Below are 24,494 nucleotides of genomic sequence, written 5' to 3' on the forward strand. Positions count from 1 at the left end.
AAAATTAGCAATAGCTTAACCATGGTGAAATTAACAACTAACAAAGCGAACTATTTAAGTTTAAAACTCCGTAGAACACACCCCGAAGCAGCCTTGGATCACACTTAATCACAAAACCAGACTTAGTTAACAGTTGTTATCACAGCATCACTGTGGTTTGATCTCGCCGCTCAACCTTAAAATAAACTTAAATTGGCGACCCAGCATAAGTTTAGGTACGTCATAACATCACCAATGTGAGTAGCCCTATGTTGTACGCATTTTTAATTTCACTCGCGGTACTGGCTCTGTTAAGTATTGTGTTTGAAGAGATCACCCACCTTAATAAAGCAAAAACCACCTTGTTTTTTGGCTGTATCTCTTGGATAGCCTTGTTTATGGCAGCTGGCGATCCAAGTCATGAGAAAATAGTTGAACATCAACTTAATGAAAACCTGTTAGAAATTGCTACTCTTTGGCTATTCTTAATGTCGACAATGACCTTTGTCGCCTATCTTAATGCCAAGGGCATGATTCAAATCTTGGTGCAAAAGCTGTTTCCCCAGCGCGTATCTGTACGTATGTTGATGATACAAGTCGCGATGTTTTCGCTGGTCTTGTCGGCCATTTGTGACAATGTCACTGCAACCTTAGTTTCTCTTGGCTTACTCACAACCTTTAAACTCGATAAGCACATACGTAGGCGCATGGCCGTACTGATTATCTTTGCCGTTAACTCTGGCGGCGTCGCTTTGATTACCGGTGATGTGACCACCTTAATGATTTTCCTAGGCGGTCATGTCGGTATGTCAGAATTGCTCATGCTATTTGTGCCAGCTGCCATCAGCGTCATGTTATTAGCAGTATTATTTTCGCTTAAAGCAGAAGGTGAAGTCAGTACCAGCCCTATCACTAAGCAAGTACGGTCAGTTGATATACTCATTGCGGTGATCTTCTTTACCACTATTGTCATGACAATGGCGCTCAATATCCTATTTGGTATTCCACCGGTTTTAACCTTTTTAACCGGCCTTTCAGTGATGTTTTTAGTCGGGCACACAACTAGAAGTGATAAAGAGGAGCTGCAAATTCTTGAGTATATTCGCCAAGTTGAGTACGACACATTACTATTTTTCTTAGGTATTTTACTGTTAGTCGGTATGCTGAAAGAAATTGGCACCCTTGATTTGCTTGCTCAAGTTTATGCCCAATACGATCCAAATATCTCTAACTTTGTTGCAGGTATTGGCTCTGCGCTATTAGATAACGTGCCGCTCACTGCTGCATTGTTAAAAGCTGAACCTATACTCAACACGCCTGAATGGTTAGGGCTCACTTATGCGGTAGGTGTTGGCGGTTCTTTATTAGTGATTGGTTCTGCTGCAGGTATTATTGCTATGAGTAAGGTAAAAGAGCTAACTTTTGTCAGTTACCTTAAATATGTACCAGCGCTCAGCCTTTGCTACAGCGTTGGCTATGGCTTAACCCTGTTTTTAGCATATTACTTATATAATTAAGCGACACTAAAAACCCTAAAACACAAAAGGCCTAACGTGAGTTAGGCCTTTTAGTTAATGCTGCATACCGCTTATACGTATCTGTCTAGATTGCAGGCACTTTAAACTCAGTACCTTGAATCGCTAACACCACATCTCTTGGTCTTATTTCAACAATAGTCAGTTTACCTTGAATACTATCGCCCTCTTGCAGCTCTGCGCCATCAACATTTAACCAACGGTTATCAGCCACACTTGAATAAACATGAGCATTGATGTTGAACTCTGGCACCTGTAGCTGCAATCCGGCAGGCAATTGACCATATTTAGGAATGTCATCAGACTTTGGCGTTGTAGGAATGGGGTCAAGCTTTGCCTCTGTTACCGGAGTTTCAACCGCCTTCTCTCGCTCAACTTCTTTTAGTGCAGCTTCAAATGCTGCCAATAAATTATTATTGTCACTAGGCTCAGTGGCCTTTAACCCAACATCATTAGCGGCATGCTCTACTTGATATTTAAGTGACTCAAGTAACTCATCGCCTCGTTTGTTACTGTTTGCCCCAAGAATGATAGGCTCGCTTGCACCATCCTCAGACATTGAGTTGCTCACTGAACTATCGTTACCGTTGGTATCTGTATTTTCAGCACTCGTAACCGAGGCTTCTGCAGCCAATAAAGCATTTCTCAATGAATCATTTGAGCTGACTGGTGCTTGGTTATCATTCCCAATCAATCTCCTTTGATTATGGGCTTGTGGCGTTAGAGTTTGCGCCATTGGCAATGCCACTTTACCAGCCAAACGAACTTCATCAGTAGGTTGCGCTGAGCTAATTGTTTGCTCACGCTTTTGTGCACTGTCAGCCGCTGTGCTTATCGACGCTTGAGTCTGCTTGTTATTTGTAGTGTTTTTATCGCTAGGATAAAGCGCAAGGCTTAATAACCAAGCTGCTAACACCATAAACAGCAACGACAGACCATAAATAATCAGCGCCTTGATATTGTAACCACCCTGCTGCTTAGCTTTATAAGCTGCACGCGGAGTGAGTACTACATCGTGATTATTGACTTGAGATTGTTGCTTATCTCGAGTCACCGCATCGAGTAAAATCGACATTAATACAACCTCTTACTTTGTCCTAAGCGCGGGCCAGCATCACTTAAATACAAATTAAGCTGCACCAATGTTTGGCTACCAGCAATGCCATCGGCAATTAAGCCATGTTGACGTTGAAAGTCTTTCAGTTTCTGCTCAAGCTCAGCATCAAAACGATTAACCAATCTCGGAGATGTATCAGTAACTCGCGCTAAACTATTCTCTAGCCATTGAATTTGCGCCGGATTTGCTGATTGCCCAATCTCTTTAGGTTGATTCGTTGGTGCCTGCCACAGTATTTCAAAGGTTCCGGTAAAGTGGCGATTAAACCAATCTCGACTAACCCATAACTGTTGCTCATTAAGTTGCAGTAGCACTTGCTCGCCCTGTCTTGAAACAATTGTGCCGTAAAACGCTTGGTTATTATCATCGGCAAGATAAACCACTGCCGGATAATTTAAACGAACTAATGAATGCCAGTTACCCTGCTGCTGAAAGCAAGCTAAACCTTGTTGCTTAGCGGACTGACAGGCCGATAAACCAATATATGGCACCTTATCCCATAAACCTAAAATGCTGGCGTAAGCGGTGGCTATTTCTCGGCTTTGTGAAATGGCGCTATTGAGCACTTGTTGGCTACTACTGAGTACTTGATTTGATACTTTATCCTGCTGAGTTAATTGCGGAGCAGGTTGACTTTGCTCAGCTGTATTACCTGCACTTGCCACTGGATTGTTGTTAGGCATAAATGCGTACAAAGCAGCGCCAAAGGTGACGACTAACGAGGCTGCTATTGCTGCTGGTTTTAACATATTGTTTTGCTTAGGCTCTTCGCCTAATACTTCCACCGAGGCCAATCGCACCATTTTATTATCAATCGGCACTTTAGATTGGGCATAACTTGCCATCAATGCACGTTCACACAACAAGTTGATTAAGCGTGGAATACCGCCACTATATTTGTGCAGTGCCTTAATAGCACTCTTATGAAATAGCGGCTCATGACGCCCAGCGACTTGCAGACGATGCTGCACATATAACGCCACCTCTTCAATAGTTAGCGGCAACAGGTGGTAACGCGCTGTAATGCGTTGCGCCAATTGACGAAGCTCTTGGCGCTTAAGTAATTGCTGCAGTTCTGGCTGGCCAATCAAAATCACCTGCAGCAGCTTTTTAGTGTCTGTTTCTAGATTAGTAAGCAATCTTAGCTGCTCTAGTACTTCAGCCCTAAGATGCTGCGCTTCATCAATAATCAGCACAGTGTTACGGTCTTTACTGTGGTTTTCCAAAAGGAATTTACTGATCAAATCCGTTAGCTGTTTAAGGCTTGGCTCGTCGCCATAAACAATCCCTAGCTCATCGCATAACGTTGCTAACAGCTCTGACTCTGTCAAAGAAGGATTTAAGATAAACGCTGTATCGGTATTTTCAGGCAATTGCTTTAATAGGCAGCGCGATACTGTGGTTTTACCAGTCCCCACTTCTCCGGTTAACAATACAAAACCACCGGTTTCACCTAGGCCATATGTTAGATGCGCTAATGCTTCTCTATGGCGATCACTCAAAAATAGGTAATGAGGATTCGGTGCAATAGAAAACGGATTATCATTTAAGCCAAAGAAAGCCTTATACATGCGAGCTTTTATCCTTTTAAAACCATGAACTCCGATTGTAAAACCCTCGGAATTTTTATATGCCAGTCAATATCATTACTGGGCGACTTTAAAACCTACTGCTATTCCCAGTTAAATGCCACTATCGACAATAATAGGCTCACGTTAAAGCCCTATACTTAGCTTGTCAAAATTTGCAGTAACTTAATCAGCTAAACTCGACATAATAGCAAATTGCGCCAGATTTATTGCCTCTTATTGGCATTATATCTGCGCTAATTGCATCGACTTAGCCACGAATATAATAGTAAGCCATGTTACACTCAGTAGACTGTTATTAAGTGAGAAACCCAGTGAAAATCTATCTAGTTGGCGGTGCTGTCCGCGATAAGTTACTTAATCTTGATGTAAAAGATCATGACTATATGGTTGTGGGGGCAACGCCCGAGCAAATGCTAGCCAAAGGGTTTACTCAAGTAGGCAAAGATTTCCCGGTATTTTTACATCCTAAAACAAGCCAAGAGTACGCATTAGCGCGCACAGAACGCAAAACCGCAGCAGGTTATGGTGGATTCAGTGTCGATGCCGCACCTAATGTTACCCTTGAGCAAGATCTATTGCGCCGCGATTTAACCGTAAATGCCATTGCCCAAGATGATCAAGGTAACCTATACGACCCTTATAATGGCATTGGCGATATAGAGAGTCGCACCTTAAGACACGTTTCTGGTGCTTTTGTTGAGGATCCACTGCGAGTATTGCGCGTAGCTCGCTTTGCAGCACGTTTCCACTCACTTGGTTTTACTATTGCAGCAGAGACCCTCGAACTTATGAGCAGGCTGAGCCAAAGTGGCGAGCTTGAAGCCTTAACTGCTGAGCGAGTTTATGTCGAGCTCGATAAAGCACTATCGACCGCCAGCCCACAGGTGTTTTTTCAAATCTTAAAACAATGTGGTGCACTCAAAGTGCTATTTCCTGAGATTGACGCACTATTTGGTGTTCCCCAACCCGAAAAGTGGCATCCAGAAATAGATACGGGTATTCACACTTTAATGGTGCTAGAACAAGCAGCAAAACTAAGTGACGATAATGCCGTTAAGTTTGCTGCACTGGTGCATGACTTAGGTAAGGCACTTAGTCCCAAGGAGCATTTACCTAAACATCACGGTCATGGACAAAAAGGCTTACCGCTGATCAAAAACTTGTGCACACGTTATCGTATTCCAAACGAATATCGTGATTTGGCGCTGCTGGTCAGCGATCAGCATCAGAATATTCATAACGTGACCGAGTTAAGAGCTGAAACCCTAGTAAAAATCTTTGATAAAGCAGATTTTTGGCGCAAACCTCAGCGTCTTAAACAGTTATTAATCGCCTGCGAGGCCGACAGTAAAGGTCGTACAGGCTTAGAACAAAAGCCTTATCCGCAAGCTGATTACTTACAACAATGTTTTAGGTTAGCAAGCGCTGTTGATATTAAATCTATCATTGCCGAGGGTCATCAGGGCGCGGCGATTAGAACCCAACTAAATATTGCCCGTGTGGCTGCAGTTCAAGCGTACAAAGACTTACATCATAGTGGGGGCCAATAAAAAACTCATCAAAGGTTCACATTTATAGTCTAATATTAGAGGTGTGTTAATAATGGTAAATTTACACTTACCTTGCAATTGCTCAAATTTTCGCTAAGTTATTCAGGCCTTAGCGTTAAAATGCATAGCAAAAATTTTTGTCTATGACATAATTAACTAGTTCAGTTGTAATGTGCAGCTGTGCTTATTTAAACCAACCTATATAAAGGGAATTCCCGATGAATAAAAAAGTACTTATGATTGCTGGTGTAGCAATGACTGCCCTTCTAGGTGGCTGTGCAAACACTACTGCTCTTGAAGAAAGCGTTGCAAACCTAGGTAACAAAGTTGACCAGCTTTCTGCTGAAGTTAGCTCTCTAAAATCAGATCACGGCAAGCTATCTGCAGACATCAACGATGCTAAAGCAGCTGCTATGGACGCTCAAGCTGAAGCTCAGCGTGCTAACGACCGTATCGACAACGTAGCTTCTTCTTACAAGAAGTAATTGCGTTTAGGACTTAGCCGTATTTAATTACTGCTATCTCCCAAGGCTTGGTTTCAGGTATTGCACTTGACCAAGCCTTAAATTTATCTGCAATCGGCGCCTGCCACATCAAACTTTTTAGCCGCACTCTCAACCGCTAACCGCCCCTAAATTATCAACTTTCAAGCACAAAAAAGCGCCCATAAAGGACGCCTTCCACAAGTAATTAATAAGCAGCAATTAGCTTTGAATATTCACTGGAATACCCGCTTGAGTTAATAGAGCATCATTAGCTTTGGTGTAATCCACTTCATCTTGACCGATAAAGTCAACAACCCCGCGTTTTAACTCTTTCACTGTGTTATCACCACCATCGGCGGTTGATAAAGGTGAATGCACTTCTATTAACTGTCGACCGTCTGGCTCTGCAGAGGTTTTAACAGTCTCGTTGATAATAGTAACTTGCTCACCATAGCGAACCTTATCAAACAACCATTCAATATCGTCAGGGTTTAAGCGGATACAACCAGCACTCACACGCATGCCAATACCAAAATCCTTATTGGTACCGTGGATTAGGTAGCTACCATCACCATAAGACAATTGAATCGCAAACTTACCAAGTGGGTTATCAGGACCTGCTGGTACAACCCTTGGTAAAACTTCACCGCGCTCCTCTAAGTGTTCTTTGCGAATACTTGCAGGGGGAGTCCAGCTTGGATTTGGAATGCGCGATTTAATTTTTGTCACCATCTCAGGTGTTTCACGACCAACGCGCCCGATACCAACAGGGAAAACGTGCACGTTTTTACCATCTTTAGGGAAGTAATATAAACGCAGCTCAGCTAAATTTATCACTACACCTTTATGTGGCACATCAGGCAATAACATCTGTGTAGGGATAAGCAACCGCGTCCCAGGTGTTGGTAAAAATGGATCAACGCCAGGGTTCGATGCCATTAACTCCAATATACCTATGTTATATTGCTTGGAAATCGTCTGAAAATAATCGCCCTTTTGCACCACATGCTCTTGCAACTCGCCAACAAGCCTGCCGCCATTTTGTGGAATAGAGTAAACATTAGCAAATGCAGCCAATGGCAAAAATGCCAAGATGAACAACAGCAAAGTACGCATCATCAGTAGTCGATTTCCATTAAGTTAAGTAAGCAAAGGTTAACCTGTGCGCCAATTATTTTCTAGTCATCACATTAATAACAAAGTCGATTTCTAATGTATCAAACTGTGTTCGCTGGATCTCATTGCGAACCTTATCGTTTGCTCGCCAGGCGTAAGGCGTCATCTCAAGTAACGCAATAGCCTGCTCACCCGATACACTTACAGACAATGAAATTCGCTCACTATGTTGTAAATCTAGCTCTTTCGGTAAGTTTTCACTGACTGGTTTTTCAGATAAATCAGGATAGATAAATTCGCGAATTTGCCATAAATGACGTGGACCAGCGGCAACTTGCAGTAATACTCCGCCCTGTTTAAGTATTCGCGTCAGCTCTTTGCCCTTTAACTGTTTATCAATCACTGTCACTAAATCAAAGCTTTCACTTACAAATGGTAGACGTTTTAGCGTTGAGACAATATAAGTTGGGCTAGCTTCTGCTTTAGCCGCAGCAAATATCGCATTTTCTGCTTCACATATACCAGTTTGCTCTAATGACAACTCGGGCTTTATGTCGGTAAGTATCGTGTTTAACGTTCGCAAAAAGTAACCATCGCCACAATCATAATCAAGCTGCGACAACGCCTGTGCAGAGGTAATTTGCGGTAATTCAGCAATCACTTTTGCCATACGTTCTGCCAGTGGCACATAAATGCCCGACTCTAGCACATAGCGTTTTGCACGCATTACTGCGCGGGAATCGGCCTTAGGCTTTTTAGGTTGACTAAATAGCCAGTAACCATTTTCGTTCTTATCAAAATGGTGCTTGTTTTCACAATGCAGGCCTTTTGATTCTTGGTGGATCTTGAATGGCGACTGGCATACCGGGCAAAGATAAATACTGTTCATTTAACGCTCATAATTAAAAGCTGATACTTACATGTTAGTAAAACAATCAAAGCTTATAGAAAGATCACACCACAAAGCACTGCACCTAGCACTAAGCGATACATTACAAATGGAGTCATGCCCATTTTGCTAATAATTTTTAAGAAATAGTGAATACAAAGATAGGCGGCAATAAACGACACCACTATGCCTAAACCGAGCGCTTGATAATCGATTACCTGACCACTTTCGAGTAAATCTTTAGTCACTAAAATGGCCGCACCTAAGCTAACAGGCACTGACATTAAAAAAGAGAAACGTGCCGCAGCTTCACGACTTAAACCTAGCATTAAGGCTGCAGTGATGGTTGCACCAGAGCGAGAAGTACCAGGAATAAGTGCCATTGCTTGTGCAATACCTATGATTAACGCCTTTTTCCAGCCCACTTGAAATTCGTTAAACCCTTGGCGCTGCATTCTGTCAGCCCACCAAAGTAGTAAACCAAAAATAATGGTGGTTGCTGCAATCACTTCAATATTACGTAGATGAGTTGCAATGAAATCTTTAGCGGTAAATCCAACAATAACAGCTGGAATAGTCGCTAAGATAATCCACCAAGCTAGCTTACTTTCTTCAGTTTGCTTGCGGCTGGCTATGCTGCCAGTCCATGCGGTAAACATAGAGAACAACTCACGGCGAAAATACATCACAACCGCCATCAGTGAGCCAGTATTGACTGCAACATCAAATGATAAGCCTTGATCTTCCCAGCCTAATAATTGTGCCGGTAAAATAAGGTGTGCAGAGCTAGAAATTGGCAAAAACTCGGTGAGGCCCTGAATTAGAGCCAAAATAATCACCTGAAAGGTATCCATAACTATCCTAAATTAAAGTGGGGGTTACACAGACCAATTAAATTCAATTGGCCATAATGATTGCTGTTGTTTGTCGTAATTATCCCAAAGGGTTTGATACGACTGCTGAACAACGGGATGATTCAAAGAAGGAGCAATTTCAGCTAATGGCCACAATACAAAGGCATTATAAAGAATTTCGGCTCTAGGTAGCTCGATTGGCAATGTGCTAACCACATCGTCATACAGCAATAGATCTATATCTAGTGTTCGCGGCGCAAATTTCTTCGCCCCTTTAACACGTCCATGATTTTGCTCTATTTGCTTAAAACAGCTAACAACCTGCTCAATGCTCATTTCGGTTTGCGCTGCAACCACCATATTCAGGAAGTTAGTACCATCAAACCCAACGGCTTCGCTTTCAAACACTGATGACAACTCAAGCTCGTCAAAATGATAATCAAGGTCGATTAATGCAGCCTTAAGATGACGTTCTGGCTCAATATTGCTACCAAGGCTGATAAAAATCTTAGCCATTTATGCATGACCTCTCTCGATTTCAACTCCAACTGCCGACGCAGTAGGTACCGCTCCCGGCTTCATTACTTTGACTTTAACCCAAGGAACATTGAACTCAGTCATCACGCAGTGCGCGATCATTTCTGCTACGGTTTCAATCAGCTCAATTGGCTTTTCAGTAATCAATGCCGTTAATTTATTAGAAACCGTCTCATAGCAAAGTGCGTGTTGATAATCATCACTTGCCGCTGCAGGTCGGTTATCCCATGCCATATCAAGATCGATGAGTAAGCTTTGATGGATCTGCTTTTCCCACTCATAAATCCCAATAACGGTTTCTATTCTTAGTTCTCTAATCAGTACTTTATCCATGATATCTCCAAAACTCTAATCCATGACACTGAGGTCTGATAAGCTAAAACGGACAAACGAGATATAATCCGTTGCAATGCTGAAATATTACGCTAACGCTCTTTCTAACGAGACCAAAGCAAAGTAGGATAAGTCTCGCTGCATAAAGATTTAATTAATCACTGTCGCTTTTAAAGCAAGGTTGCTAACAAAAGTATATTCGGCAGTATTTAATCTGGTCTTTACGTGTTTATTTCAATAGCTCTGAACAAAACACACGGGCACAGTTTTTTATGTGGCGCGATAATACCCTAAGACGGATAAGGAAACCAATTTGAGCCTAACAGTACTTACAATAGTCATGATCTTGAGCGCATATTTAGCCGGCTCAATATCCAGTGCTGTTCTGGTATGTAAATTACGTGGACTCCCAGATCCACGAACTCAAGGGTCTGGCAACCCGGGAGCAACCAATGTTTTGCGCATTGGCGGCGCAAGCTCGGCTGCATTAGTGCTTTTTTTCGATATGTTAAAAGGTGCGGCACCTGCTTATCTAGCTTTCAGATTAGGCGTAGATCCTATCGCCTTAGGTATCATTGCCATTGCAGCTTGTCTTGGGCATATATTCCCAATCTTCTTTAACTTTAAAGGCGGTAAAGGCGTTGCGACTGCGTTTGGTGCCATGGCGCCAATTGGTCATGACTTAGCACTTTGCCTAATGGGATCTTGGGTAGTGTTAGTGCTCATCACTCGCTATTCGTCATTTGCTGCAATTTGCACCGCTCTGCTTGCCCCTGTCTATACCTGGTGGCTTGATGATAGGTTTACCATACCGGTGGCGATGCTCTCTACGTTAATTGTTATCCGCCACAAAGATAATATAAAACGGCTACTAAATGGCGAGGAGTCTAAGGTTTCTCGTAAAAAGTCTCGTCAGAGTTAAAGGTAGTTTTCCAGCAAACTCCGACCAAAACACCCATCTAAATCGCTGTATTTATTAATGATTAACACTTAATTCATTGACTCTAATGAATGTTAATCAAAGTGTGCCGACTTTCTTCAATTGCTTTTTAATTAATGCACCTTATAATTGCGCCGATTTTTGACTGGGTAGCTAGTTTTTCCCTATAGGCTTCCTGTTCTGACACTACCTCGAATACAGCGCTCAAGCCCTTTGAGCCTGCCAGTAAAGCTATCGTGTTTTCTTGTTTTGAGTACACCTTTCTATGGTTCCACAATTAAGTGAAGCTGTGATGGATACCATTGCTGATGCATTGGTTGAAACCGGCTATATCGTTCTGTCTGATACCCTTCCGGCGGCTGTTTGTGAGCAGTTATTACAAAGCTCAAAAAGCGCAACTTGGGATGATTTTCGCCCGGCTGCAATTGGTCGTGGCGGTGAGCAGCAGCAAGTCGATAGTATTCGCAGTGATCAAATTCGTTGGCTGTCAGAGCAACGTCCTGCAGACAAACAATATTTAGATCTCATGACCCAACTACGGGAAGGTATGAATAAGCGCCTGTTTATGGGGTTATTTGATTTTGAAAGTCACTACGCTATTTACGAGCCAGGCGCCTTCTATCAAAAGCATTCAGACGTATTACAAGGAACCAGAAACCGTATTCTGACCTCAGTATTATTCTTAAATCATGACTGGCAAACCGAGCATGCCGGTGAACTCGTGGTCTATGACGAGCAAGACAACAAGCTAGAAACGATTACCCCAGAATTTGGTAAATGGGTGGTATTTTTAAGCGAGCGCTTCCCCCATGAAGTATTACCGACGACGGTTAACCGCTACAGCATTGCAGGTTGGTTTCGCGTAAGTAATGCCAATCACGGCTTTTAGTTGCATAAATGTCGGCAATAAAAACGGCGCTCAATGAGCGCCGTTTTTTTGTATTCATTCTAGGCTTAATCTACTGGCTCTAATGTATCAAGCGGCCATCTTGGTTGCCCCTTGACGGCTAAGTCTTCAATTTGACCAGCCTTTAGGCGCTGCAAGCCGGCATAAGCGATCATTGCACCGTTGTCGGTACAAAACTCTCCACGCGGGTAGTAAACCTTACCACCTAAGCTTTGCATCATTTCGGCAAGCGATGAACGTAAACGAGTGTTAGCACTCACACCGCCAGCAATAACCAGATTCTTATAGCCAGTTTGTTTAAGTGCGCGTTTACACTTAATTGCTAATGTATCAACTACAGCTTCTTCAAATGCACAGGCGATATTAGCGCGGGTTTGCTCATCTTTCGGCTCTGCTGCAATAGTATTAGCAGTAAACGTTTTAAGACCTGAAAAGCTCATGTTCAAGCCAGGCTTGTCTGTCATCGGGCGCGGGAATTTATAACTATTTGGTACACCCTTAGCAGCAAGTTTTGAAAGTCTTGGGCCACCAGGATAATCAAGTCCCATTAACTTGGCTGTTTTATCAAATGCTTCACCGGCTGCATCATCAACTGATTCACCAAGCACCGTATAACGACCAATACCTTCAACGCCGACAATCATTGAGTGTCCGCCAGATACTAGCAAAGCTAAAAACGGAAATTCAGGTACATCATCTTCTAGCATTGGCGCTAATAAATGACCTTCCATGTGGTGCACACCAATTGCTGGTTTATCCCATGAAAAAGCCAAAGCACGGCCAACACAAGCGCCAACCAATAATGCGCCAATAAGCCCAGGCCCTTTAGTATAAGCAATTCCGTCAAGATCATCGATAGTCATGCCCGCATCAGCTAGCGCTTGACGAATTAAAGGCACAATTTTGCGAACATGGTCACGAGACGCCAATTCAGGCACGACTCCACCGTAGTCTGCATGCAATTTAACCTGACTATAAAGAGCGTGTGATAACAGTCCTTTTTCATCGTCATAAACCGCAATACCTGTTTCATCACAGGATGTCTCTATACCTAAAACCCGCATTTTTTCTCGTCTTCAGTTGACATAATTACCGCCAATTCTACCTGCTGTGCTTTAATTACTCCATAGTGCCGACACAGTCTGAAGATAATATCTCCAATTATGACTCATTCTGATCGCGATAAGGGGTTTACAAGAGGACCTAAGTCGGTATAGAATTTCGCACCATTTTTAAATTATCTGAGTCAAGTAATTGTCTCACACAACCTACACCTAAGGGGTGATGGCGTATGCCAATTATTAAAGTACGTGAAAACGAACCATTCGACGTAGCTCTACGTCGTTTCAAGCGCTCTTGTGAAAAAGCTGGTATCCTAGCTGACGTTCGCGCTCGTGAATTCTACGAGAAGCCAACTACTGCACGTAAGCGTGCTAAAGCCGCTGCAGTTAAGCGTCTTGCTAAGAAGCTTTCTCGCGAAAACGCACGTCGCGTACGTTTATACTAATCTCATTATGAGCCTAGTTGATCAGCTAAAAGACCAAATGAAGGAAGCCATGCGCGCTAAAGAAAAGCTGCGTTTGGGGACTATTCGTATGGCACTAGCCGCCGTTAAGCAAGTTGAAGTGGACACCCGCGAAACTCTGACTAACGACCAAGCTATAGCGGTCTTAACCAAAATGGTAAAACAGCGTCGCGATTCTATTGCTCAATATGAAGCAGCGGGTCGTGATGAGCTAGCACAAGTAGAAGCAGAAGAGATTCTAGTATTAGAAAAGTTTCTGCCTCAGCCTCTTTCCGAAGAGGAAGTAGTTGCGCTAGTTGATGCAAGCATCGTTGAGATGGGCGCATCCACCATGGCGGATATGGGTAAAGTAATGGGAGCTTTAAAACCAAAAGTTATGGGTAGAGCTGACATGGCGGCAATTGGCGCTATGATCCGTGCAAAACTTAAGTAACTTTAGTTTTATTGCATGAATGAGCCGTGCTTCTGCGCGGCTTGTTTGTTTTCGAAATTCCCAAATTTAATTTCACGAAACTTTTGATTTCGCGTAACTTTTGATCTCACGTAATAAAGGCGGCATTTAACAACACTAATGGCGATACCACGTGATTTTATTAATGAGCTTGTTGCTCGCACTGACATAGTCGATCTCATCGACCCAAAAGTGCCCCTGAAAAAGGCGGGTAAAAACCACTCTGCCTGTTGTCCTTTTCATAGCGAAAAATCTCCCTCTTTTACCGTTAGCAGAGATAAGCAGTTTTACCATTGCTTTGGCTGCGGCGCGCATGGCAACGTTATCGATTTTGTCATGGAGTATGACCGACTCGACTTTGTTGATGCGATAGAAGAACTCGCCGGACAACTGGGACTAGAAGTTCCAAGGGAACAAGGTACAGGTAAACCTCGCGACCAAGAACTTAGTCGTGATTTATACCAGCTCATGGAAGAAGCAAGTAACTTCTTTCAAAGTCAATTAAGACAACATACAGATAAACAAAAAGTCCTTGATTACTTAACACATCGAGGTCTTTCTAAAGAAGTGGTAGAACACTTCAACATTGGTTTTGCTCCCGATGGTTGGGATGGCTTACTCAGTCGATATCGTCAAAACCAAGACTCACAAGACAAACTACTTACCGCAGGTATGGTCATTGAAAATGACAGCGGTAAGCGCTATGACAGATTTCGCGACCGCCTCATGTTTCCAATCCGCGATAGACGCGGACGTGTAATAGGATTTGGTGGTCGAGTTTTAGGAGAAGGTACGCCAAAGTACTTGAATTCTCCAGAAACGCCCATATTTCATAAAGGCAATGAACTTTATGGCCTTTATGAGTTAAAACAGCGTCACCGTGACCCACAACGAGTGTTGATTGTGGAAGGTTATATGGACGTTGTTGCACTTGCTCAATTTGATGTTGATTACGCAGTAGCCTCATTAGGTACCTCAACCACTGCTGATCAATTTCAGCTATTGCTACGTAGTGCAAAAGAAGTCATCTGCTGCTATGACGGTGATAATGCTGGTAAAGAAGCCGCTTGGCGTGCATTAGAAACTGCATTGCCACTGTTAAAGCCTGGCAACCAGGTACGGTTTATGTTTTTGCCCGAAGGCGAAGACCCAGACACCCTAATCAGACAGATTGGCAAACAAGAATTTGAAAGCCGAGTCGATAACGCAATGGCGTTACCTGAGTTTTTATTTGAAAACTTAGCCAAGACTTACGGCAACGAAGACAAAAGTGTGTTGGCAAAAAATGCCATCAAACTCATTGAAAAAGTGCAGGACACTGTATTACAGAGCCTGTTACTCGACGATTTAGCTCATAAGCTAAGAATGAATGGTGCTGATGAACTTAAGCGAAAATTTAACTTTTCGACTAAGTCGGCCGATAAACCTAATCAGCACAAAGCGCTCAAGGGTCGCGGTACGCCTTTGCGATTAGCCGTCGCATTACTCGTACAACACCCACACTTAGGTGAAAGACTGCCTGAGCAACCAGCGCTAAAACATATACAGATGGCCGGCATTGACTTGCTGACCCTTGTATTAGATTTAACTCGCGGACAAGTGATAAGCAGCGCACAACTACTTGAACAGTTTAGAGGCGATAACCAATTCAGCACTCTAAAAAAACTGACCCAATGGGATCATCAAGTGGCGGATGAAAACTTGCTTCAAAAGTTAAAAGAAACACTCGTTTGGTTAAACAACCAGTATCTTGAGCAACGCTACCAAGAACTGAGTATGAAGCAGAACCTAACGAAAGAAGAGCGGTTACAGCTTAGTAAGCTTATTTCAGTGATTAAAAACAAGGCTTAGTTAATATTTCAGCCTCAAAAGTAAACACTTGGACTAGCACAGACAAGCGCCGAAGGCTATAATTGACGACTTGCGTGGCTGTTTTTTGCCCGTCGTTTTAACTGTTTCCCAACTTGGATGATATCTATGGATCATACTCCGCAGTCGCAACTAAAATTGTTGCTCGCCAAAGGTAAAGAGCAAGGTTACTTAACCTATGCAGAAGTGAACGATCACTTACCTGCAGACATGGTCGATTCTGACCAGATTGAAGATATTATCCAGATGATCAATGACATGGGTATTCGAGTCTATGAACAGGCTCCGGATGCTGATGAAATCATGATGTCTGAAGACAGCACCGATGATGATGCTGCAGAAGAAGCTGCTGCTGCACTTGCAACAGTAGAAGCTGAATTAGGTCGTACTACAGACCCAGTGCGCATGTACATGCGCGAAATGGGTACCGTTGAACTTCTTACCCGTGAAGGCGAGATTGTTATCGCTAAGCGTATTGAAGAAGGCATCAACACGGTTCAAGCATCTGTTGCGGAATACCCGCAAGCGATTGCGATGATCCTTGAGCAATACGATCGTTACGAAGCTGAAGAAGTTAGACTTTCCGACATTATTTCTGGATTTGTTGACCCAAATGCTGAAGATGTTGCCCCTACAGCGACTCACGTTGGTTCAGAGTTATCTGATGATGATTTAGATGACGAAGACGATGACGACGATGATGACGATGACGATGACAGTGAAGGCGAAGAGGATGGTCCAAAAGGTCCAGATCCTGAAGAAGCTAAAGAGAAGTTCACTATACTTCGCGCTGCTCACGAAAATGCACTAAGAATTATTGCAGAAAAAGGTCGTGGTCACCCAGAGTCAACAGTAGCATTATTTGAAATTGGCGAGATCTTCAAAGAGTTCCGTTTGATGCCTAAGCAGTTCGACCGCTTAGTTAAAAACATGCGCTCTATGATGGACAAAGTACGTGTTCAAGAACGTTTGATCATGAAACTTTGTGTTGAACAAGCCAAAATGCCGAAGAAAAACTTCGTCAAAGTATACACAAGCAACGAAAGTAGCATTGAATGGTTCAATGACGAACTAGCCTCAGGCAAGCCATATGTAGAAGGTCTACAAATGGTTGAGTTTGACGTGCAACGCTGTCGTGCAAAACTAGACGCTATTGAAACTGAAACTGGTCTAGCGATCGGTGCAATTAAAGATATCAACCGTCGTATGTCAATCGGTGAAGCGAAAGCTCGTCGTGCGAAGAAAGAGATGGTTGAAGCGAACTTACGTCTAGTAATCTCTATCGCCAAAAAGTACACAAACCGTGGTCTACAGTTCTTGGATCTAATTCAAGAAGGTAACATCGGTCTGATGAAAGCGGTAGATAAGTTTGAATACCGTCGTGGTTACAAGTTCTCAACTTATGCTACTTGGTGGATCCGTCAGGCGATCACTCGCTCTATTGCTGACCAAGCAAGAACGATCCGTATTCCAGTACACATGATTGAGACAATCAACAAGCTTAACCGTATCTCTCGTCAAATGCTGCAAGAGATGGGTCGTGAACCTTCTCCTGAAGAGTTGGCAGAGCGCATGTTAATGCCTGAAGATAAGATCCGTAAGGTACTTAAGATCGCTAAAGAGCCAATCTCTATGGAAACACCAATTGGTGATGATGAAGATTCGCACTTAGGTGACTTTATTGAAGATACAACGCTTGAGCTACCACTAGACTCAGCGACAGGCGAAAGCTTGAAGAACGCAACTCACGAAGTACTTGCAGGCCTAACTGCTCGTGAAGCTAAAGTACTGCGTATGCGTTTCGGTATCGACATGAATACTGACCACACGCTAGAAGAAGTGGGCAAGCAGTTTGACGTAACACGTGAGCGTATTCGTCAGATTGAAGCTAAAGCGCTACGTAAGTTGCGTCACCCTTCTCGCTCAGAGATCTTAAAGTCGTTCCTAGACGAGTAATCTCGTTAACGATGGAGACTCTCAAAAAAGCTGCCTAAGGGCAGCTTTTTTTATGCTTTGAATAAAAGAATCACTGCCGCTACTCGGATTTAGGTATGGGTCCCATAGCAATAACGAATGCTCCATCATCCTGAATATTGGTAAAAAGATAGAAGTTAACCAAGTGTATCGAGCAAAATATCGAAATATTGATTAACAGATAGCCAGTTGCGCATTTATAAGCGCATTTCTAGTAAAATCTCTGGTGACAAGCGTAATCAAACCTCGTATACTTCTTTCCGCTTTCGATAGTGACGACTATCTTAAGTCGGCCCCTTAGCTCAGTTGGTTAGAGCATACGACTCATAATCGTCAGGTCCACGGTTCAAGTCCGTGAGGGGCCACCAATTTAAAACGAAGAAGCCCATTGATTCAATGGGCTTTTTTGTACCTGAAATTCAAGAACCGCTATTTTGCGAGTTTTGAACTTAGGACCCATCGCACACATATCGCACAAAACCATGCAACCCTATGCAAAAGGGTGCACTTCCAATACTAATCCTTTTTGTTTCCGATTCAAGTTTTGAGCCCAAACACTTTTCACTCCGAAACAATGACCAGATGATAAAAACAAAAAAAGCGCCCACCTTTCGGTGAACGCTCTTAAATAATGAATTGATGAGTATTAGCTAGATCAACGTTGACCAATCGAACACATCATCTTCCGCCGGCTTTTTAACAGCAGCTTCAACATCATCGATCACAGCGGCTGTATCCGCCATATCTAGCTCGTTATCGTTAGCCGCCATATCTTGCTGCATTAAGTTACTCACAAACTCCTCAAGATCGCTTAGCAAGTATCGAATAGCTCCCTTATCTTTAATAAATCGAGGCGCTAGGCCATCATCTATTTTGGTCGATTTTTTTGAGCGACTTTTCTGTAAGGCGCTTAAAGAACAGCTTATCGCTGCCGCGGCTTCTACTTCAGTCAATAATACTTGGTTTGCAATAGCTAACATTTAAGGGCTCCTTTGTAGACACCCTTAAATTCTAAGCGAGATTAAAAATTCCAAAAAATTCTGGTTAAGCTCTAATGTAGAGTTAAATGTTGTGAGCACCTAGCTCCAATTTAAATCCTCACACTTTCTTTCACTGATGACTCAACAAGCACAGACCAGTCAAATTGATCTTCTTCCTGCTCAATATCAAGCGAAGTCGGAATAGCAGGAGCTTTACTTTGATTAGGTAAATAGGAAGTCTCAAGCTCAGTATAGAAGCCCTTAGCGCCCTTTTCAGCTTTATATTGACGTAATACCTCAACACTATAGCGAACGCCACCCAAATGCTTTACAAAGGCCGGAGCCAAGCCGTTTGCTATCCGAATGTCGCCTTTGGTTCGACTTTTCTGCAAGGTGCTAACAGAAATATTAAGGTATTTCGCAGCTTCCACTTCTGTGAATAGTAGTTTTGTTATTTCTAGGCGCATTCAGTAACTCCTTTGTTATAAGCGCCAAACTTTAAATAAAAAACTTAAAAGCAAGAAACCAGGGGTTAAGCTCTAATCCCCCCTCACAAAAACAAACCAAGACCTATCAAAACTAAGCTAAGCAAATGAATAAATGGGTTTTAATGCTAATAACTTTAATCTGGCTTTTCCTAATTGATACGTTTGAAAATAATTTAAAAAATATTCCCAAGGCGTAAATCTCTGTTTTAATTTGGAGTTTTTAAAATTTAAAGGTCCTTTTTAAGAAAAGGGCTAAATTACAGCTTAATCACTATTCTTTGAAACAAATCTTTTTTGTCATCATTTGCACCACAACACAAATTTAGCGCAAACGAGAGACTATACATGCTACAAACCTTGATAATTTATATGCTACTTCCGATGATAAAGCAGCTTTATAAAGCCCTTGATAGCAAGGTTTCTAACCAATTCCTAAATAACTTTGCTGTCTACGGAGTTGGGAAAATGCCTGGCGAAACCAAGGCAGACCAAACTCGTGCAAAGCTCAATGATTGGTTCAACAAAAAAATTAGTTATGTTGAAATTAATGTTCTCGGTATCGAAAACTTAAATGTACGCTTATACCGAAATGGATTTAATGTTGAAAATAATGAACTAAAAATTTTTTTGAATTCAGGAATAGTCTTCTACAGTCGTGCTAGATTGCCTAATAAAAAACACTCTACCCAGAAAAAAATTTGTGACCTTTCGGAAGGGATAAAATTAGAGTCAAAAGTGAAATCGGAGCTAGGTGCAATTGCTGCTCAGCAAGCCATTCATCAAAATGGTCGAAATATTCACGCCAGAAAACCAATACCAACGCTTGGAGAGTACTTACCTGAGTACCAAAATTTAATCTATTTAAGCAACCCAAAAAAAGCGGCATCAAAAACGAATCTGATTAAGCATCACTTCCCAAATTTGCTATCGCTGCCGATTAATGAAATATCTAAAAGCCATCTACTCAAATGGCTAAGATCTCATACAGTCAAACTAACAAGTAAGCAGCTTAGCTCAGGTATGTCGCCTATGATTTAGCCGAGTCGACAATAAAAGGCGCTATGAGTACCTTAAGAGCTGCTATACGTGCGGCCTCGGAAGATCCTCGTCACCCTTTCGTATTCGATGAAGAGCTACTTTGTAAGCCTCTGAAGGTGCAAGTTAACAATATTGAAGATAAATATTATACAGATAATGAACTCAAAGAAATTTACCAACAGTTGGCAGCAAGAGATAAAGAGAAGCTTAAAGGGAAGACTGTAGGGTCAGTTTATGCTGACTACTTTACTCCACTAGCACTGCTGTGTTTCCACACAGGCCTACGCCCTAGTTACGCACTACAAATAATGAAGAGCGATATCAACTTTGCCGATAAAAAACTAAGAATTCGTGCGACGGTAGGGAAAATCAAAAAAGACCAATATATTGAGATCACGCCTGAAATCGAAGCGATTTTAAAAGAATGGCTAAAACACTCATGTCACCAAACAACTTCGACTAAATGGTTATTCCCAAGCCCCAGGAGCAAAGGAGCCCATATTACTAGCTACAAAAAGACGAAAGCTAGCTTTATAAAGCGTCTTAGCTTTGCCCATTTAGACTTTAGAATTATCAGACATACTTTCGCCACTAGACATACCAAGCAAACTAATAACATCCGCAAAACTCAAATTGCTTTGGGTCATAAAAGCTCAAAAACAACAGAACGTTATACTCATGTGAACCAAGATGATCACTGTAACGATATGGCTGACTACTCTGCATCACTAGATCAGATTATGCCGGCTAAAGCTCATGATGCCTCTATGCATACTTAGTGTTTACTTAAAACTCGCCTTCTCACTTTCTACCTAGTTATTGAACATCAAAAACACAGGAGAACGTCGATGAAAGCGAGTTATCAATACCAGTTAAATAACTTGATTAGCTTACTTGATGAAATATCAAGCTGCCTTGTAGAAGAGCTGAAGTATGTCGATAGAGAGCTGTATACGCTTGAAACAGAGCTCAATTTTTTAGAGTTCGCCATAAGGAAACACTTGAGTAAAAAACACGTATTACCACTGCAGCAAGAACAGGTAATCACGTTTTTTCGCCAACACTTCAATAATTCGCATGTGGCAATCCTAACTACTAATGAGGGCACATCATTAGCCAATTAGGAGGCACTATGAGCGATAAGAAGTCACCTTTTATCAGAGAGTATCAAAGGCAATCTAAGTCGCCCTGGCGCGACCATAGCACCGTTTTGTTACTGGCAGGCCACCAAGTAACACAAGACGATGATATCGAATTAAGTTTTAGTCGATACATCTATCAACATAGAGATTCTGCTGGGAGGATTTTAGGTATGAGTATCAGTAAATCGATACAAGAAGAGCATCCAGAGCTTGATAGTCAATATCTGGAAGATTTGGATATGTACATGGTGTTGCTGCTGCTCAAAGAAGAAATACAAAGCTTCTGCGGCTTATTTGATGACGAATTCGAAGTAATTTTTGGGTTACCGCCAGAAATTTATTTCGATATAGCTGAACAACATTGGGCACAAAAATTAGAGGACAGTCTATAGCAACAACTCGCGAGCCATTAGGCTCGCTTTTTACTTTACTAAATCATTTTTGGGCAGAAATGAGTTTGAGCACCAGACCTATCGCGAGTGACTTAGATGAGGCAAAAATATCTCAATTTATCTTATTCGCTCCGACCCTGACGGATCCCCACGAATTTAATAACATGCTTGTGGTTCACGCATTAACCCCTTTAGCGTCTTAAGCGCTATCAGCCAATGCGATTTCAACAGCTTTAAGTTCCTATCTTTGTATGCTCTCAAGCCTATGAACTGGTTTGAGAGTACATTGCGATGCTTGATTGAATTCGCTTGATACTGCCATTGCTTGTTAGCTGCTTTAACTGCTAAGCCCAATAGAAACAGTACAAATTGTGAAAGACTGCCAATGAGTAGTAACACGCTGAGTCGCGTTGCTATTCGAGTACCACTATCATTCATTTTTAGCCCTGTTTTAACATCTCTAAAGCTTTCTTCAATCTGCATTCTTGTTGCGTAAACCTGAATGACTTTTCTCGCTGTAGCACTTGAAGTATAAAGTGATGTTGCGAGTAACCAGGGTTCTTTTTCTCTTTCTGCATTTGCACGGGACAACTTACTGCGTCTAGCTCTATCACCCGCTGCGGTTCTATCTTTTCGTCCCATAGCATGACGTTTATATATGGCTAGACGAGATTGAAATGGAGCATTTTGTCTTAACAGAAAGTCGCCTAGGCATTGCGCTCTTGAATTAGCTTGAGCATATAAGTTTTTTGCACCATACCAATGGTTTTCCGAAAGTTTCCTGCAGCATGTTCTATTTCTAAAACGCCCCACATAATCCCAATTTAATGACTGAACCAATGTAAACCAAGGTACACGAAAACCTGTATCAGTGACGATGATAGGCTTGCAGTCTTGCGGCAACATGACTTTAAGTTTCGTCATGAATAGTCGGTGAGTTTTAGGGCTTTCTTTTCTGCTTAATGGGTGTATTTCTTCATAAAGCATTAAAGACCGTCCTTGAACGGCAATCGATGCTCTAATAAGAAAGTTGTGTTTATGTTCATCTAAATCAGACCAATCGATATGAATAATGGGTTGCTCTATTTTAGCCACTAGTAGATAAGTCATTCGAGCGTAGATTAGCTCAATATCCCGATGTATGTGGGTATTGCCACAAAGTCTATCTATTCGTTTAATCTTATGTTTTTCTGGGGTTTTACTATCAATATTTCGGCCTAATCCAGTGATAGAAAGGGAGCCACCATTCATAGAGCTTTCGATTGCAGCGTAAAAACTTTGTCGGCGAGTTTTGTGCATTAACGGGGTGACAAGAGATAGGCATTTTGATAAAACTTGTTTCGCATTCATGGCATTTGCTCGTGGTAATTTTTGTTTGGCGATAAATTTGATCACCAAATGTCATGAATGTTCCTCAGCAATTCGCCTATCTCATTATTTTTATTTGTCTTTTTGTGGGAATTCGTCAGGCTCCGACCTCTTTAGTTTTTCTATCTTTCTTGTTATAAAAGCGCAACTTTTGACATTGGAAGTAATGGCTGTCCTATCTTTTCGTAGTTAATCAGGATGTTCATCGGATAAAATGAAGGTAATCAAGTCATGCAAAACTCGATTAATGTAAAATAATTTTAGATGGTTTTATATATATTAGATAATGAATAAAATTAACACTCCTTTAGTGAATCAAGATTCGAGTTTGCTTTTAAAGCAAACCAACAACCTACTCTGTTTGACGCAGCAACTATTGAGTCTGCATAATGCACATGCATCCATTAATGAAGTTGATACGTGGCTGCAAACATTGTGGGATTGGGCTGACCGTAATGAAATTGGCCATGATACGCTCCCACGCACAAAAGCAGAGCTTTTACAGACAAAAGCACTTTGCATTTTTGATATAAATCTAACCGATTTACCTGAAACGATCGGTAATCTAACTCAGTTAACCACTCTTTATTTATTCGAAAGTCAGCTAAGCGCAATCCCTGAGTCTATTGGGAATCTGACGCAACTAACCGTGCTTAATTTAGGCTCCAATCAGTTGAACGCCATCCCTGAGTCTATTAGTAACCTGACTCAGTTGACCGAGCTTGGCTTGTTTGACAATAAGCTCAGTACAATCCCTGAGTCCATCGGTAATCTGACTCAGTTGACCAAGCTTGAATTGTCCGAAAATCAGCTAAGCGCAATCCCTGAGTATATTGGTAATCTGACTCAGTTAACCGAGCTTGGCTTGTTCGGAAATAAGCTGAGTGCAATTCCAGAGTTCCTTGGTAACCTGAACCAATTAACCAAGCTTTCGTTGTCCCACAATCAGCTAGGCGTTTTCCCAACGTGCACTGGTAACCTGATTAAACTGAAAGAGCTTGGTTTAGCTGGCAATCAGTTGGACACAATCCCTGAGTCTATTGGAAATCTAACTCAGTTGACCGAGCTTAAATTAGAAAGTAATCAACTAAGCGCAATCCCTGATTCTATAGGGAATCTGACTCAGTTGACCGAGCTTGGTTTATTCAGTAATCAACTAAGCGCAATCCCTGAGTCTATTGGAAATCTAACTCAGTTGACCGAGCTTATATTAGAAAATAATCAACTAAGCGCAATCCCTGATTCTATAGGGAATCTAACTCAGTTGACCGAGCTTGATTTAAGCAGCAATCAACTAAGCGCAATCCCTGATTCTATAGGGTATCTGACTCAGTTGACCGAGCTTGGTTTATTCAATAATCAACTAAGCGCAATCCCTGAGTCTATTGGAAATCTAACTCAGTTGACCGAGCTTAAATTAGAAAGTAATCAAC

The 24,494-nt window shown here is 42.0% G+C and carries 25 protein-coding genes and 1 tRNA gene; 15 read left to right on the plus strand and 11 right to left on the minus strand.

The genetic code is table 11. From position 1 onward, the window contains the following. Positions 1 to 248 precede the first annotated feature (248 nt). Positions 249 to 1,496: a sodium:proton antiporter NhaD gene (nhaD, locus tag MSG37_RS02495; RefSeq protein ID WP_248468972.1), complete on the plus strand. Its 1,248-nt coding sequence runs from the start codon at positions 249 to 251 to the stop codon at positions 1,494 to 1,496. An 85-nt stretch (positions 1,497 to 1,581) separates the two neighbouring features. On the opposite strand, the gene MSG37_RS02500 is transcribed toward nhaD, so the two are convergent. Both MSG37_RS02500 and MSG37_RS02505 read right to left on the minus strand, forming a co-directional pair. After that, complete coding sequence (locus MSG37_RS02500; protein ID WP_248468973.1) at positions 1,582 to 2,589, minus strand: general secretion pathway protein GspB; 1,008 nt, start codon at positions 2,587 to 2,589, stop codon at positions 1,582 to 1,584. After that, positions 2,589 to 4,202: an ExeA family protein gene (locus MSG37_RS02505; protein WP_248468974.1), complete on the minus strand. Its 1,614-nt coding sequence runs from the start codon at positions 4,200 to 4,202 to the stop codon at positions 2,589 to 2,591. Before MSG37_RS02505 ends, MSG37_RS02500 begins: the two co-directional genes overlap by 1 nt. Positions 4,203 to 4,534: 332 nt before the next feature. Here MSG37_RS02505 and MSG37_RS02510 point away from each other — a divergent pair, with 332 nt between their 5' ends. Beyond that, the gene (locus MSG37_RS02510; RefSeq protein WP_248468975.1) at positions 4,535 to 5,773 is read left to right on the plus strand and encodes a multifunctional CCA addition/repair protein; all 1,239 of its coding nucleotides are present in this window, start codon (positions 4,535 to 4,537) and stop codon (positions 5,771 to 5,773) included. A gap of 218 nt (positions 5,774 to 5,991) precedes the next feature. Beyond that, positions 5,992 to 6,258, plus strand: a complete 267-nt coding sequence (locus tag MSG37_RS02515; protein WP_220782781.1) for an Lpp/OprI family alanine-zipper lipoprotein — start codon at positions 5,992 to 5,994, stop codon at positions 6,256 to 6,258. Positions 6,259 to 6,477: 219 nt separating this feature from the next. Here MSG37_RS02515 and MSG37_RS02520 read toward each other — a convergent pair whose 3' ends face one another. The 5 genes from MSG37_RS02520 to folB are packed head-to-tail and all read right to left on the minus strand — an operon-like array spanning position 6,478 to position 9,987. After that, the gene (locus MSG37_RS02520; RefSeq protein WP_248468976.1) at positions 6,478 to 7,377 is read right to left on the minus strand and encodes a L,D-transpeptidase family protein; all 900 of its coding nucleotides are present in this window, start codon (positions 7,375 to 7,377) and stop codon (positions 6,478 to 6,480) included. Positions 7,378 to 7,429: 52 nt separating this feature from the next. Beyond that, positions 7,430 to 8,263: a putative RNA methyltransferase gene (locus tag MSG37_RS02525; RefSeq protein WP_248468977.1), complete on the minus strand. Its 834-nt coding sequence runs from the start codon at positions 8,261 to 8,263 to the stop codon at positions 7,430 to 7,432. A gap of 53 nt (positions 8,264 to 8,316) precedes the next feature. Next, the gene (locus MSG37_RS02530) at positions 8,317 to 9,117 is read right to left on the minus strand and encodes an undecaprenyl-diphosphate phosphatase (RefSeq protein ID WP_248468978.1); all 801 of its coding nucleotides are present in this window, start codon (positions 9,115 to 9,117) and stop codon (positions 8,317 to 8,319) included. 24 nt (positions 9,118 to 9,141) lie between these two features. Beyond that, on the minus strand, positions 9,142 to 9,633 hold the full coding sequence (gene folK, locus MSG37_RS02535) for a 2-amino-4-hydroxy-6-hydroxymethyldihydropteridine diphosphokinase (protein WP_248468979.1): 492 nt from the start codon (positions 9,631 to 9,633) through the stop codon (positions 9,142 to 9,144). Then, on the minus strand, positions 9,634 to 9,987 hold the full coding sequence (gene folB, locus MSG37_RS02540; protein ID WP_248468980.1) for a dihydroneopterin aldolase: 354 nt from the start codon (positions 9,985 to 9,987) through the stop codon (positions 9,634 to 9,636). A 313-nt stretch (positions 9,988 to 10,300) separates the two neighbouring features. On the opposite strand from folB, the gene plsY reads away from it, so the two are divergent. After that, positions 10,301 to 10,909, plus strand: coding sequence for a glycerol-3-phosphate 1-O-acyltransferase PlsY (gene plsY, locus MSG37_RS02545; protein ID WP_282446545.1), 609 nt, complete (start codon positions 10,301 to 10,303; stop codon positions 10,907 to 10,909). A 283-nt stretch (positions 10,910 to 11,192) separates the two neighbouring features. Then, positions 11,193 to 11,816 (plus strand): 2OG-Fe(II) oxygenase, encoded by a 624-nt coding sequence (locus tag MSG37_RS02550; RefSeq protein ID WP_248468981.1) that lies wholly within the window; start codon positions 11,193 to 11,195, stop codon positions 11,814 to 11,816. A 65-nt stretch (positions 11,817 to 11,881) separates the two neighbouring features. Here MSG37_RS02550 and tsaD read toward each other — a convergent pair whose 3' ends face one another. Then, entirely contained in the window at positions 11,882 to 12,898 is a 1,017-nt protein-coding gene (gene tsaD, locus MSG37_RS02555) for a tRNA (adenosine(37)-N6)-threonylcarbamoyltransferase complex transferase subunit TsaD (protein ID WP_248468982.1), read from the minus strand. Positions 12,899 to 13,125: 227 nt separating this feature from the next. On the opposite strand from tsaD, the gene rpsU reads away from it, so the two are divergent. The 5 genes from rpsU to MSG37_RS02580 all read left to right on the plus strand — a co-directional run bounded on the left by rpsU (position 13,126) and on the right by MSG37_RS02580 (position 18,021). Then, positions 13,126 to 13,341: a 30S ribosomal protein S21 gene (rpsU, locus tag MSG37_RS02560; protein WP_006080725.1), complete on the plus strand. Its 216-nt coding sequence runs from the start codon at positions 13,126 to 13,128 to the stop codon at positions 13,339 to 13,341. Positions 13,342 to 13,348: 7 nt separating this feature from the next. Continuing rightward, positions 13,349 to 13,792 (plus strand): GatB/YqeY domain-containing protein, encoded by a 444-nt coding sequence (locus MSG37_RS02565; protein ID WP_248468983.1) that lies wholly within the window; start codon positions 13,349 to 13,351, stop codon positions 13,790 to 13,792. 138 nt (positions 13,793 to 13,930) lie between these two features. Next, positions 13,931 to 15,661: a DNA primase gene (gene dnaG, locus MSG37_RS02570; RefSeq protein ID WP_248468984.1), complete on the plus strand. Its 1,731-nt coding sequence runs from the start codon at positions 13,931 to 13,933 to the stop codon at positions 15,659 to 15,661. A gap of 126 nt (positions 15,662 to 15,787) precedes the next feature. After that, on the plus strand, positions 15,788 to 17,635 hold the full coding sequence (gene rpoD, locus MSG37_RS02575; protein ID WP_248468985.1) for an RNA polymerase sigma factor RpoD: 1,848 nt from the start codon (positions 15,788 to 15,790) through the stop codon (positions 17,633 to 17,635). Positions 17,636 to 17,944: 309 nt separating this feature from the next. Next, positions 17,945 to 18,021: transfer RNA gene (locus MSG37_RS02580), tRNA-Ile, on the plus strand. A gap of 282 nt (positions 18,022 to 18,303) precedes the next feature. Here MSG37_RS02580 and MSG37_RS02585 read toward each other — a convergent pair. After that, positions 18,304 to 18,633 (minus strand): hypothetical protein, encoded by a 330-nt coding sequence (locus MSG37_RS02585; protein WP_248468986.1) that lies wholly within the window; start codon positions 18,631 to 18,633, stop codon positions 18,304 to 18,306. A gap of 110 nt (positions 18,634 to 18,743) precedes the next feature. Then, positions 18,744 to 19,100: a helix-turn-helix domain-containing protein gene (locus MSG37_RS02590; protein ID WP_248468987.1), complete on the minus strand. Its 357-nt coding sequence runs from the start codon at positions 19,098 to 19,100 to the stop codon at positions 18,744 to 18,746. Between the two features lie 366 nt (positions 19,101 to 19,466). Here MSG37_RS02590 and MSG37_RS02595 point away from each other — a divergent pair, with 366 nt between their 5' ends. The 4 genes from MSG37_RS02595 (at position 19,467) to MSG37_RS02610 (ending at position 21,693) form a co-directional block, all read left to right on the plus strand. After that, a complete protein-coding gene (locus tag MSG37_RS02595) occupies positions 19,467 to 20,159 on the plus strand; it encodes a hypothetical protein (RefSeq protein ID WP_248468988.1) in 693 nt (230 codons plus the stop codon). Between the two features lie 23 nt (positions 20,160 to 20,182). Further along, positions 20,183 to 20,938, plus strand: a complete 756-nt coding sequence (locus MSG37_RS02600) for a site-specific integrase (protein ID WP_248468989.1) — start codon at positions 20,183 to 20,185, stop codon at positions 20,936 to 20,938. Between the two features lie 69 nt (positions 20,939 to 21,007). After that, positions 21,008 to 21,283, plus strand: coding sequence for a hypothetical protein (locus tag MSG37_RS02605; protein WP_248468990.1), 276 nt, complete (start codon positions 21,008 to 21,010; stop codon positions 21,281 to 21,283). 8 nt (positions 21,284 to 21,291) lie between these two features. Beyond that, on the plus strand, positions 21,292 to 21,693 hold the full coding sequence (locus MSG37_RS02610; RefSeq protein WP_248468991.1) for a hypothetical protein: 402 nt from the start codon (positions 21,292 to 21,294) through the stop codon (positions 21,691 to 21,693). A gap of 156 nt (positions 21,694 to 21,849) precedes the next feature. On the opposite strand, the gene MSG37_RS02615 is transcribed toward MSG37_RS02610, so the two are convergent. Continuing rightward, a complete protein-coding gene (locus tag MSG37_RS02615; protein ID WP_248469143.1) occupies positions 21,850 to 23,043 on the minus strand; it encodes an IS4 family transposase in 1,194 nt (397 codons plus the stop codon). A 304-nt stretch (positions 23,044 to 23,347) separates the two neighbouring features. On the opposite strand from MSG37_RS02615, the gene MSG37_RS02620 reads away from it, so the two are divergent. Beyond that, positions 23,348 to 24,494 (plus strand): leucine-rich repeat domain-containing protein (locus MSG37_RS02620; RefSeq protein WP_248468992.1); only part of this gene is annotated, 1,147 nt, incomplete at its 3' end.

Source organism: Shewanella sp. 1CM18E (assembly GCF_023161665.1).
Lineage (GTDB): Bacteria > Pseudomonadota > Gammaproteobacteria > Enterobacterales > Shewanellaceae > Shewanella.

Bases quoted from the DNA above. Each gene is read 5' to 3' on its own strand.
- MSG37_RS02565 (WP_248468983.1), top strand. From the start codon at position 13,349: ATGAGCCTAGTTGATCAGCTAAAAGACCAAATGAAGGAAGCCATGCGC.
- MSG37_RS02600 (WP_248468989.1), top strand. From the start codon at position 20,183: ATGAGTACCTTAAGAGCTGCTATACGTGCGGCCTCGGAAGATCCTCGT.
- MSG37_RS02505 (WP_248468974.1), bottom strand. From the start codon at position 4,202: ATGTATAAGGCTTTCTTTGGCTTAAATGATAATCCGTTTTCTATTGCA.
- rpsU (WP_006080725.1), top strand. From the start codon at position 13,126: ATGCCAATTATTAAAGTACGTGAAAACGAACCATTCGACGTAGCTCTA.
- MSG37_RS02530 (WP_248468978.1), bottom strand. From the start codon at position 9,117: ATGGATACCTTTCAGGTGATTATTTTGGCTCTAATTCAGGGCCTCACC.
- dnaG (WP_248468984.1), top strand. From the start codon at position 13,931: ATGGCGATACCACGTGATTTTATTAATGAGCTTGTTGCTCGCACTGAC.
- MSG37_RS02605 (WP_248468990.1), top strand. From the start codon at position 21,008: ATGAAAGCGAGTTATCAATACCAGTTAAATAACTTGATTAGCTTACTT.
- tsaD (WP_248468982.1), bottom strand. From the start codon at position 12,898: ATGCGGGTTTTAGGTATAGAGACATCCTGTGATGAAACAGGTATTGCG.
- nhaD (WP_248468972.1), top strand. From the start codon at position 249: ATGTTGTACGCATTTTTAATTTCACTCGCGGTACTGGCTCTGTTAAGT.
- MSG37_RS02610 (WP_248468991.1), top strand. From the start codon at position 21,292: ATGAGCGATAAGAAGTCACCTTTTATCAGAGAGTATCAAAGGCAATCT.
- folK (WP_248468979.1), bottom strand. From the start codon at position 9,633: ATGGCTAAGATTTTTATCAGCCTTGGTAGCAATATTGAGCCAGAACGT.
- MSG37_RS02500 (WP_248468973.1), bottom strand. From the start codon at position 2,589: ATGTCGATTTTACTCGATGCGGTGACTCGAGATAAGCAACAATCTCAA.
- MSG37_RS02550 (WP_248468981.1), top strand. From the start codon at position 11,193: ATGGTTCCACAATTAAGTGAAGCTGTGATGGATACCATTGCTGATGCA.
- MSG37_RS02615 (WP_248469143.1), bottom strand. From the start codon at position 23,043: ATGAATGCGAAACAAGTTTTATCAAAATGCCTATCTCTTGTCACCCCG.
- folB (WP_248468980.1), bottom strand. From the start codon at position 9,987: ATGGATAAAGTACTGATTAGAGAACTAAGAATAGAAACCGTTATTGGG.
- MSG37_RS02595 (WP_248468988.1), top strand. From the start codon at position 19,467: ATGCTACAAACCTTGATAATTTATATGCTACTTCCGATGATAAAGCAG.
- MSG37_RS02520 (WP_248468976.1), bottom strand. From the start codon at position 7,377: ATGATGCGTACTTTGCTGTTGTTCATCTTGGCATTTTTGCCATTGGCT.
- MSG37_RS02525 (WP_248468977.1), bottom strand. From the start codon at position 8,263: ATGAACAGTATTTATCTTTGCCCGGTATGCCAGTCGCCATTCAAGATC.
- MSG37_RS02585 (WP_248468986.1), bottom strand. From the start codon at position 18,633: ATGTTAGCTATTGCAAACCAAGTATTATTGACTGAAGTAGAAGCCGCG.
- rpoD (WP_248468985.1), top strand. From the start codon at position 15,788: ATGGATCATACTCCGCAGTCGCAACTAAAATTGTTGCTCGCCAAAGGT.
- MSG37_RS02590 (WP_248468987.1), bottom strand. From the start codon at position 19,100: ATGCGCCTAGAAATAACAAAACTACTATTCACAGAAGTGGAAGCTGCG.
- MSG37_RS02515 (WP_220782781.1), top strand. From the start codon at position 5,992: ATGAATAAAAAAGTACTTATGATTGCTGGTGTAGCAATGACTGCCCTT.